Raw genomic sequence first — 11,369 nt, 5'->3', positions numbered from 1 at the left:
CACCCAAGGGGTTTTGATGGACTCAAAGCAAGAACGAATTGAATGTGTAAGAACTAAAAACAGCTTTCCGAATTAAAGAATTTGCTTGGCGACCATAGCGATTTGGACCCACCTGACTTCCATTCCGAACTCAGAAGTGAAACGAATTAGCGCCGATGGTAGTGTGGGGCTTCCCCATGTGAGAGTAGGACATCGCCAGGCTTTTAATTTAGACTTAAATGTCTAACCAGTGCGGAGCGGTAGTTCAGTTGGTTAGAATACCGGCCTGTCACGCCGGGGGTCGCGGGTTCGAGTCCCGTCCGCTCCGCCACTTATTCAGACAAAGCCCTAGCAGAAATGCTAGGGCTTTTTCGTTTGCGCTATTATTTTGGTCTGCGACCAACGAGTCCAATTGAGTGCAAGCCTAGCCACTCCGCCACTTATTTAGAAACCCAGTCTTCGGACGGGGTCTTATCGTTTAAGAGTAAAGAAATTTTCCCTTTCAGGAAACTAGTCCAAGTAGCAACAACCCCGAACTAGACGTCCCCGCCGACTCTCCTATTTATTCCAGACCCCATTAGAAGTGCTGGGGTCTTTCCTTATTTGCGATATTATTATGGTCTACGAGTAGTGAGTATTAATTGAGTGCAAGTTCAGTCGCTCTGCTACTTATTTAGAAACCCTAGCCTTCGAACTGGGTTTTGTCGTTTCTAGAGCAGAATGAGTTCCCTTTTAGGGAGTAGATCTCCAAAGAGTTTTCTCTTAGTCAATCGTTTCTTCAGGCGTTCCCGATTCAATTTCTCTTACTCAGGAAAATACTAAGAGACGATGTTTTGTATCTATGGGCTTGTTAATTTTCTGATAAAGCTTAGCTGGCATGTAATCGGTTCAAACTTATCTGCTCATTTAGAACGTCTTATCTTTATCTAGTAAAGATTTTTATGTTTGAGTAGATGAACTCTATAGCTCTCGCCTAGTCGTCTTCACTTATTTCTGTAGAGTTGGCTTTAGCCTGAAGACCTCTATCTTCCGTTAATTCATTCACAGCTCAATCTCCGAGTTGTTTTTATTGTATGGAGAAAGAGCATTTCTTCTTTTCAATTTGGTAAGTTACTAGCGACTCTGCTCTTAATGTTACATGGGTCTATGTACATGAGTATGTATTAAGAAGCGCTGCGTGTAGTTACTAAAGGTAGGTTGTTTTTTGCAGACACTCTAGACTTTAGGCACAAAAAAGGCAGCCAAATGGCTGCCTAGTTTTGATAATTATAAAAGTACTTATTCTTGAGAAGCTTTTGCTTCTTGTGGTTCAACTGAGCCTTCTGCTTCCATTTCTTTCTCTGCTTGTTTTGCTTTCTCAATCATTGGTGTAATAGTTGAGCCTTGAATAAGGATTGAGAACACTACCACTGAGTAAGTCATGACCATGATGATCTCTTTTACATCAATCAACTTCTCAGGAATAACCAAGATACCGGAAGGGATTGATAGTGCCATTGCTAATGCAAGACCACCACGCAAACCACCCCAAGTAAGGATCTTCACTGACCATGGGTTGTACTTTCTGTAGCGCTTAAAGCCAATATAAGAGATGAATACACTGAGATAGCGAGCAGTGAGTACCAGTGGTACTGAAATAGCCATCATAATCCAGTCTTCTTTGTGGAATTCGAACAGTAGCATCGACATACCGATCAGTAGGAACAAGACGCCATTTAGGAATTCATCAACTAGCTCCCAGAAGTGGTCTAGATGATCTTCACTCTCTTTGGAGAAGCCAATAAAGCGCGTCCAGTTACCAATCATGATGCCCGACACCACCATTGCTAGCGGTCCCGATACGTGAAGATATTCTGCAAATGCGTAACCAGCGGTAGGAACACCAATAGTAAGCAGCAGTTCCATTGAGTGGTCATCAGTTGCGCTGATTAGGTAGTGGAAAATCAAACCCAATACGAAGCCGTAAACAATGCCTCCGATAGCTTCTTGAATAAACAGATGTGTAACGCTGCCTACTGTTGGTGCTTCGGTACCGAACGCGATGGTGAAGAGTGTCACGAAGATCACGAGGCCAAATCCGTCGTTAAACAGAGATTCACCTTCTATCTGTGTCGAGATACGTCTTGGGGCATTAAGCTTTTTGACAATGGCGAGAACTGCAATCGGGTCGGTAGGAGAGATAAGCGCACCGAAGAGTAAGCAGTAAACAAGATCGAATTGAATACCGATAACTTGGCAGAAGCCGTAAAGCACAAAACCAATGAAGAAGGTTGAGAAGAGCGTTGCGCCTAAAGCGAGTACAGTGATTTCCCACTTTTGGTCTTTGAGGTTAGGAAGCTTGATCCCCAAGCCACCGGCAAAAAGTAGGAATCCAAGGATGCCTTTGAGAAGAAAGTCTTCGAAATTAATGCTGGTAACGGTTTCGGTTGCTATCTCGGTGAGATGAAACCAATCATTTTGACCTGCGATTAGAATGAGGAGTGAAAGAATCATCGAACCGGCAGTGATTGCGATGGTGGTTTGCATCTTTCCTATCTTACTGTTTACAAAGGCAATAACCATTGCGGCTGCAGATAGAAAACATAAAGTATGATAGACCGACATAGAGCTCTCTATTTGTAACATTTTATGAATGGAATTCTCGGACGATGTTGACTAAATAGCAAACATTTTTTCGAGATTATTTTGTTACTCGACGGAGGCAAAATAATCAGTAATTCGCATTTTAGACGTCTAGACTCCTTTAATTTGTGTGATAGGATGGAGAGATAACTAAAGGAATGAGGCTGTACTGTGGGAAGTAATGTAAGACAACAGATTGAAGCTCAATTAAAGCAACGTATCTTGCTGATTGATGGTGGTATGGGCACCATGATTCAGGGATACAAACTTGAAGAGCAAGACTATCGGGGAGAGCGCTTTGCGGATTGGCATTGTGATCTAAAAGGCAACAACGATTTGTTGGTGCTCACTCAGCCTCAATTGATTAAGGAAATTCACAGCGCTTACTTAGAAGCTGGCGCTGATATTCTTGAGACCAACACCTTTAACGCGACGACGATCGCGATGGCTGACTATGAAATGGAAAGCCTGAGTGAGGAAATCAACTTTGCCGCTGCAAAGCTTGCTCGTGAAGCCGCTGATGAGTGGACGGCAAAAACGCCAGAGCGCCCACGTTATGTCGCGGGTGTGCTTGGTCCAACAAACCGTACTTGTTCTATCTCCCCTGATGTAAACGATCCGGGCTATCGTAACGTCAGCTTCGATGAGCTTGTTGAAGCTTATTCAGAATCCACTCGAGCACTGATCAAAGGTGGCTCTGATCTTATTCTGATCGAGACTATCTTCGATACACTTAATGCTAAAGCTTGTGCCTTCGCAGTTGATAGCGTCTTCGAAGAATTAGGTATTGAATTGCCAGTTATGATCTCCGGTACCATTACCGATGCTTCAGGACGCACCCTCTCAGGTCAAACTACGGAAGCCTTCTATAACTCTCTTCGTCATGTTAACCCGATTTCATTTGGTTTGAATTGTGCACTTGGTCCTGACGAACTACGCCCATACGTAGAAGAGCTTTCTCGTATTTCGGAATCTTTTGTTTCTACCCACCCAAACGCGGGTCTGCCGAATGCTTTTGGTGAATATGACCTTTCGCCAGAAGATATGGCGGAACACGTTAAAGAGTGGGCGGAGAGTGGTTTCCTCAACCTAATTGGTGGTTGCTGTGGTACCACGCCAGAGCATATTCGTCATATGGCAATGGCAGTTGAAGGCGTGAAACCTCGTGGTTTGCCTGAGCTTACGGTTGCGTGTCGTTTATCCGGTCTTGAGCCTCTTACGATTGAAAAAGAGACGTTGTTTATCAACGTGGGTGAGCGCACTAACGTTACTGGTTCTGCTCGATTTAAGCGTCTTATCAAAGAAGAGCTTTATGATGAAGCGCTAGAGGTCGCCCGACAACAAGTTGAGAACGGTGCTCAGATCATCGACATCAACATGGATGAAGGCATGTTGGATGCAGAAGCCTGTATGGTTCGCTTCCTAAACCTATGCGCATCTGAGCCTGAGATCTCCAAAGTGCCTATCATGGTCGACTCTTCTAAATGGGAGGTTATCGAGGCGGGGCTGAAGTGTATTCAGGGCAAGGGCATCGTAAACTCCATCTCTTTGAAAGAAGGTAAAGAGAAGTTTGTTGAGCAAGCAAAGCTGATCCGTCGCTATGGTGCTGCAGTTATCGTTATGGCGTTTGACGAAGTTGGTCAGGCAGAAACACGTGAGCGTAAGCTAGAAATCTGTACTAATGCTTATCGTATCTTGGTTGATGAAGTCGGCTTCCCACCGGAAGACATCATCTTTGACCCGAACATCTTTGCGGTTGCGACGGGCATCGAAGAGCATAACAACTACGCTGTGGATTTCATCGAAGCGGTTGCCGACATTAAGCGCGACTTGCCTCACGCGATGATCTCCGGTGGTGTCTCTAACGTTTCCTTCTCATTCCGCGGTAACAACTACGTTCGTGAAGCGATTCACGCGGTGTTCCTATACCACTGTTTTAAAAACGGTATGGACATGGGCATCGTGAACGCGGGTCAGTTAGAAATTTACGATAACGTTCCTGATAAGTTACGTGAAGCAGTAGAAGATGTGGTTCTTAACCGCCGTGATGATTCGACCGAGCGACTACTTGATATCGCGGCAGAATACGCCGGAAAGGGTGTCGGCAAAGAAGAAGATGCTTCTGCACTAGAGTGGCGTACTTGGGCGGTAGAAAAACGTCTAGAGCATGCACTGGTTAAAGGCATTACTGAGTTCATCGTTGAAGATACCGAAGAAGCTCGCCTCAATGCCTCTAAGCCACTTGAAGTTATTGAAGGTCCATTGATGGATGGCATGAACGTGGTGGGTGACTTATTTGGTGAAGGTAAGATGTTCCTTCCTCAGGTAGTGAAATCTGCGCGTGTTATGAAGCAAGCGGTGGCGCACCTAGAGCCTTTCATTAACAAGGAGAAGCAAGCGGGTTCTTCCAACGGTAAGATCTTACTGGCTACGGTTAAAGGTGACGTGCACGATATCGGTAAGAACATTGTTGGTGTGGTACTGCAATGTAATAACTACGAGATCATCGATCTTGGCGTAATGGTGCCATGTGAGAAGATTCTCAAGGTAGCCAAAGAAGAAAACGTCGACATCATTGGTCTTTCTGGTTTGATCACACCGTCTCTCGATGAAATGGTTCATGTCGCGAAAGAAATGGAACGTCTTGATTTCGATCTTCCACTTCTGATTGGTGGTGCAACAACATCCAAAGCGCATACGGCGGTGAAGATTGAGCAGAACTACAAGCATCCAGTGGTTTACGTCAATAACGCTTCTCGTGCGGTTGGTGTATGCACATCATTACTTTCAGACGAACTTCGTCCTGGCTTTGTTGAGAAGCTGGACGTGGATTATGAACGCGTGCGTGATCAGCATAACCGCAAGAAGCCGCGCACTAAGCCTGTTACTTTAGAAGAAGCACGAGCGAACAAAGTCGCGATTGATTGGGATACGTATACGCCTCCTGCTCCTGCGAAGCCGGGGATCCATATTTTTGATGACTTTGAAGTGTCTACTTTACGCAAGTACATCGACTGGACACCTTTCTTTATGACTTGGTCGTTAGTCGGTAAGTACCCAACAATCTTTGACCATGAAGAAGTGGGTGAAGAGGCTCAACGCCTGTACAAAGATGCTAACGAACTACTAGATCGCGTTGAGCATGAAGGGTTACTCAAAGCGCGCGGTATGTGTGGTCTGTTCCCTGCAGCAAGCGTGGGTGATGATATCGAAGTCTACACCGACGAATCGCGTACAGAAGTGGCGAAAGTGCTGCATAACTTGCGCCAGCAGACGGAGAAACCAAAAGGCTTCAACTACTGCCTGTCGGATTATGTTGCCCCGAAAGAGTCTGGTAAGCACGATTGGATTGGTGCTTTTGCTGTAACCGGCGGTATCGGTGAACGCGAACTTGCCGACGAATACAAAGCACAGGGTGATGATTACAATGCCATCATGATTCAAGCGGTAGCGGACCGTCTGGCGGAAGCATTTGCTGAGTATCTACATGAGCGTGTGCGTAAAGATATTTGGGGTTACGCTACAGATGAAGCTCTGTCGAATGAAGAACTGATTCGTGAGAAATACCAAGGTATTCGTCCAGCTCCGGGCTATCCAGCATGTCCAGAGCATACTGAAAAAGGACCACTTTGGGACCTGATGAATGTTGAAGAAAATATCGGTATGTCACTGACATCGAGCTATGCGATGTACCCAGGTGCATCCGTTTCGGGTTGGTACTTCTCGCACCCTGACTCTCGTTACTTTGCGATCGCTCAGATCCAAGAGGATCAGCTGCAAAGCTATGCTGATCGTAAAGGCTGGGATAGGATCGAAGCGGAGAAATGGTTAGGTCCGAACATTAACGGTTAACCAAACCATATCGAAACAAAAAGGGCTGCCATGTGCAGCCCTTGTTTATTAGTGAATCAAAGTGTCTTATTGCTCAAACAACTCGGTGTGCAGTTTTTGGATCGCTTGGCGAGATACAGACTCGTGAACAAGGAAGCACAGGTTATGCGGACTTGCTCCATAACAGATCATACGTAGGTTAAAGTCTTCTAGCGTGCCAAATACTTGCTTCGCGTAGCCTTTACTTTCACTCATGTTGTTACCAATCAGAGCGACGAGACATAGGTCGTGTTCTACTTCTACTTTACACAGCTCTTCAAGCTCTTCACGTGCCGCTTGTGGCAATTGAGGAGCACCACCAGATGTGTCTGTTTGATCAAGAGTGAGTGACACACTGATTTCAGATGTGGTGATCAGATCTACAGAGATTTTGTGCTTCGCTAGGATCTCAAACACTTTCGCTAAGAAGCCGTATGCGTGGAACATGTTAGCACTGCGTAATGTCACCATGGTTTGGTTACAGCGCAGAGCAAGTGCTCGGAATAAAGGTGAGCTCTCTACTTGGTGGCGAATCCATGTACCGCCTTTTTCTGGCTCTTTAGATGACCCAACAAATACCGGAATGTCGTGACGAAGAGCTGGAACCAATGTTGAAGGGTGCAGGATCTTTGCGCCAAAGTTTGCCATCTCTGATGCTTCGCTAAAGCTGATCTCTGGGATTGGCGCTGCTTTTGAGGCGATACGTGGATCAGTGGTGTAGATGCCTGGAACGTCGGTCCAAATCTCTAGACCTGCAGCTTTCACGCCTTCTGCAATGAGTGCAGCACTGTAGTCACTGCCGCCACGGCCAAGCGTAGTGGTATTACCTTCTTCATCTGAACCAATGAAACCTTGGGTGATAACCACGTATTCTTGGCAAAGGGGTACCAATCTTTCTTGTGCTAGCTGTGAAATGGCCTCGACATTAGGTTCAGCTCGACCAAAGTTTCCATCGGTTTTTAGCACGTCGCGAATATCAAAACGAACTGCGTTCACACCACGCTCTCGCATTAGTTGAGCAAGGATGTGAGTCGACATTAATTCACCACAAGCGACCAAATGATCGGTCAGTTTAGTGCTTGCTTGGATTGAAGCGGCCTCTGCCAAACTGGTAACGGTATCAAGAATCGAATAAACCTCTGCTGCAGCTTCGGTTGCGTCCTCAAGTTGCGACAGAATCGACTCGTGGATACCTGCTAGTTTCTGAAGCACTTCCGCACGATGTTCTTGGTCTTGAACACCATTTGCCAGTTCAACCAATAGGTTAGTGACACCTGAGCAAGCGCTGCTAACCACAAGGCGTGTATTTGGGTTGTTTTCTATGATAGTGGAGCAACGACTCATTGCCTCAAAGTTGGCAACACTGGTTCCACCGAATTTTGCTACGTTAAATGCGCTCACTGCGTTCTCCCACGACTTCCTGAAAAAATAACAACAATTAATAGGTTGCCTAATACATCCAATGTTTGGTGAGGAAAGGAACAGAGCAAATAGAGAGGTAGTTAGAATGTAATTTGAAAATTTACCCTCAGAAGCTCTTCATCATACGGCGCTGATGACAGTTGATGGGACTCAACCCAAGTCAACCGACAAGTCAAATCCTGCAACTTTGACTTACCTCGGCACTACTCCCCCTGAGTGATTGGTATTGGAATTGCGGCTCCACAAATCACCTGCCTGGGCAGTGCTCCTCTTCTGCATAAAGCTTAAACATTGAACGGTTTTGCTGTCACAATGTCAACCAATATCTCCAACCTGAATGAAGGTTTTTATTAACGAATTTGTGACAGTGGTTTGACCTCTATACTTAGGGCTAATTGCCGATAGAAGAAAAATCTATTAGGGTGAAAACTTCGATACCTGAGCCAACCTTTTGAATAGAACTTTTATAACGCTCAGGATGAGTGACTGCAATCAAGGAGCTGACATGCCGATCCAAAGCTTTATCCCCCCACACCGTATTTTGATGGGACCTGGTCCCTCTGATATTTCACCCCAGGTTTTACAAGCGCTTAGCCGTCCAACAGTTGGTCACCTAGACCCACTTTTCATTGCTATGATGGATGAGCTAAAACAACTGCTTAAATATGCTTTCCAAACAGAAAATGAATTTACTATCGCAGTTTCTGCGCCGGGCAGCGCGGGCATGGAAACGTGCTTTGTTAACCTGATTGAAAAGGGCGACAAAGTTATCGTCTGCCGTAATGGTGTCTTCGGTGAGCGTATGCGTGAAAACGTGGTTCGTGCTGGTGGTGAAGCGGTTGTCGTCGATGATGAGTGGGGAACCCCTGTATCGGTCGATAAAGTTGAAGAAGCATTAAAGCTGCACCCTGATGCGAAGATTCTTGCTTTTGTTCATGCTGAAACATCGACGGGCGCGGTAAGTGATGCTCAAGCTCTGGGTCTACTCGCGAAGCAATACGGTCTGTTATCGATTGTCGATGCTGTGACCTCGCTTGGTGGTGTACCTCTTAAAGTTGACGAGTGGCAGTTAGATGCGGTGTATTCCGGTAGCCAAAAATGTCTTTCGTGTGTTCCAGGTTTATCGCCTGTGACGCTTTCTCCGGCAGCTATTGAGAAGATTCAATCCAGAACGACACCGGTTCAAAGCTGGTTCTTGGATCAAAGCTTAGTATTAGGTTACTGGAGCGGAGAAGGAAAGCGCAGCTATCACCACACTGCACCTGTGAACAGTTTGTATGCTCTGCATGAAGCTCTACTTATTCTTAAGAATGAAGGTTTAGAAAATGCGTGGGCGCGTCACCAGTTAATGCATGAGAAGCTTAAAGCGGGTCTGCAAAAACTAGGCTTTGAATTTGTGGTAGAAGAAGAGTATCGACTACCGCAATTGAACGCGATTTATGTCCCTGAAGGAATTGATGAAGCAAAAGTGCGGAATCACTTACTTGAAACTTATAACCTAGAAATCGGTGCAGGTCTTGGTGCTCTGGCTGGTAAAGCATGGCGAATTGGACTGATGGGCTATGGTGCTCGACCTGAAAATGTAGCTTTGTGTTTGCGAGCTTTAGAAGAGTCTTTGACTGAATAAACTGCCTCGGTAATGAGGTAAAGAAAAGCGAAGGAATAACCTTCGCTTTTTTGTATTTATTGCTCAGCACCTGAAGTCGGTGCTGGTGAAGCAGAGATTGCTTGGGAAGGCGGCTGATAGTTGACGCCACTGAAATCAATTTTAGGGAACAAGAACTGTGCCTCTGCACGAATTTGTTCCGCTTTGCTTGTGTCATCCAACCCTTGATATGCCAGTATCAAGTTGTTGTAAAACGCTGGGCGTGGCTTGTCTTTAATAATTTCCAAAGACCAATCAATGTAAGGCTGAATCAAGGTAGGGTCTTGCTTGTATAAACCGATGTTTAAGAAAGTACTGTATACATCCCAATCGAAACGATCTTTCCAAACCACAGGGTTTGTCACCTGATTTAAGATGTCCGGGTTAGTCGGGCGCGTTGTTTCAAACTTGGTTAAGACATAGTTGGTGTGCAATGCGCTAACCATGTAGAAGGTAAATACTGCCGGAACGACTAGGCTACATACTCGAAATAAACTTTTGGTTACTTTGCTAAATGGTGCTTGTCGGTAGCGAGACACTCGCTGATCGACCCAATAAAGTAGAATCACAAAGATCAGCCAATGCACCAATGAATGATAGAAGGGGTATTCTAATTGCGAGTGCAGCACGATTGGAATAAACAGTGCCAGCAGTGCTAAACGAGTACCGCGTTTAGCTTGGTAGATGCGATACAACACCAGTGCCATTGCCAAAAAGATCCCCAGAATTGGTAATAGTCCGCCTTCTACTGCCCAATACAACAACTCATTGTGTGGGTGGTCCATCGATGGCAAGCCCGCAGGGTAGCTTTCATTAAGTGCATGCTGGCGTGCTGTGTATAGCATGTATTCTGACTCAAACTTGCCGTAACCATAACCAGTGAATGGTTTCTCAATCACCATATCCAAGGTTTGTGGGAAGGTGTAAGCACGTGGTGACTCCATGTTCACTTTTTCGCTGGCTAGGCCGCTTCCATCTGGAAAGGCAATATTTATTACCACAACCGACAGAGCTAGACCTGCTGCCATAGCTATTACCCAACGAACAAAGCGCGCACGTGTTGCAAAACGATACATGTATGGAATCACTAGCAAAATGGCAATGATGGATGCTAGCCAACCAGTGCGAGAGGCAAGGGCAACAATCAAAGGCAGTGTCAGTACAGGTACGGCGTACAATAGGTAAACATCGCTGAGTTTACGAGAGTATTTGTAAGGTTGTCGGGCAAGTAGATAGCTAGCAATCACTAAACCAGTCGCAAGGAAGCTTGCCATGACATTGGGTTGCTGGAAGATGCCATAAGGGCGGTTAGCTACCGTGTCGTATCCAAATACGTTTCCTGGTTTAAGATAAAGATATTGCGTTAAGCCGAAAATCGCTTCGATAACAACAGCAAGGACAATAAACCACAACAAGCGTTGGCGATGCTTATTACTGAAATGGAATTGTTGCAGTACGACGAAGAACAACATACCGCACCACAGGCCAATCAGCTTATTTGCTGCGAGCATACTATCCGCGTTGGGATAGAAAATGGGCAGCGTCATGATGATACAACTGATCAACAGACCGATTGTTAATTTGGAATAACGTAACACACGGTTGGTCGCAAGTTGGTAGCAGCCAATACCGAGTACAAAGCTGAACGCAATCCATGTGGTCGCATTGAAAGACAGAGCTAGTCCAGAGCCACCCGGATTTGGCATGAAGAAATGCATCGCGAGCAGAAATAGTGCTGCTAACGCGATGAGAAACTTGCGGTTAAGAGGAACTTGCACTTTACCTGGGGAAAGCTTGGTTCCACTGACGTGTATAGTTGCCATAGTTATTG

At 45.7% G+C, this 11,369-nt stretch carries 5 protein-coding genes, 1 tRNA gene, 1 rRNA gene and 1 riboswitch; of the genes, 4 read left to right on the top strand and 3 right to left on the bottom strand.

All coding sequences use genetic code 11. The features are described from left to right. The first annotated feature begins 84 nt into the window (after positions 1 to 84). Both rrf and GXP65_RS15560 read left to right on the top strand, forming a co-directional pair. Positions 85 to 201 (top strand): 5S ribosomal RNA (rrf, locus tag GXP65_RS15565). A gap of 32 nt (positions 202 to 233) precedes the next feature. Next, positions 234 to 310, top strand: a tRNA-Asp gene (locus tag GXP65_RS15560). Positions 311 to 1,257: 947 nt separating this feature from the next. On the opposite strand, the gene GXP65_RS15555 is transcribed toward GXP65_RS15560, so the two are convergent. Next, a complete protein-coding gene (locus GXP65_RS15555; protein WP_162093195.1) occupies positions 1,258 to 2,583 on the bottom strand; it encodes a sodium:proton antiporter in 1,326 nt (441 codons plus the stop codon). 189 nt (positions 2,584 to 2,772) lie between these two features. On the opposite strand from GXP65_RS15555, the gene metH reads away from it, so the two are divergent. Continuing rightward, entirely contained in the window at positions 2,773 to 6,453 is a 3,681-nt protein-coding gene (gene metH, locus GXP65_RS15550) for a methionine synthase (protein ID WP_162093194.1), read from the top strand. A gap of 66 nt (positions 6,454 to 6,519) precedes the next feature. Here metH and lysC read toward each other — a convergent pair whose 3' ends face one another. Continuing rightward, on the bottom strand, positions 6,520 to 7,872 hold the full coding sequence (gene lysC / locus GXP65_RS15545; protein WP_162093193.1) for a lysine-sensitive aspartokinase 3: 1,353 nt from the start codon (positions 7,870 to 7,872) through the stop codon (positions 6,520 to 6,522). A 123-nt stretch (positions 7,873 to 7,995) separates the two neighbouring features. Beyond that, positions 7,996 to 8,174: riboswitch (Lysine riboswitch) on the bottom strand. Between the two features lie 224 nt (positions 8,175 to 8,398). On the opposite strand from lysC, the gene GXP65_RS15540 reads away from it, so the two are divergent. Further along, positions 8,399 to 9,520 carry an alanine--glyoxylate aminotransferase family protein gene (locus tag GXP65_RS15540; RefSeq protein WP_162093192.1) on the top strand — a complete coding sequence of 374 codons (1,122 nt, stop codon included), beginning with the start codon at positions 8,399 to 8,401 and terminating at the stop codon, positions 9,518 to 9,520. Positions 9,521 to 9,576: 56 nt separating this feature from the next. Here the strand turns inward: GXP65_RS15540 and GXP65_RS15535 are convergent, their stop codons facing one another. Continuing rightward, positions 9,577 to 11,361: a PglL family O-oligosaccharyltransferase gene (locus tag GXP65_RS15535; protein WP_162093191.1), complete on the bottom strand. Its 1,785-nt coding sequence runs from the start codon at positions 11,359 to 11,361 to the stop codon at positions 9,577 to 9,579. Between the last annotated feature and the right edge of the window lie 8 nt (positions 11,362 to 11,369).

The sequence above is a fragment of the Vibrio sp. LB10LO1 genome, from assembly GCF_010092875.1.
Taxonomy (GTDB): Bacteria; Pseudomonadota; Gammaproteobacteria; order Enterobacterales; family Vibrionaceae; genus Vibrio; species Vibrio campbellii.
This window is presented reverse-complemented; position numbering and strand designations above follow the sequence as displayed.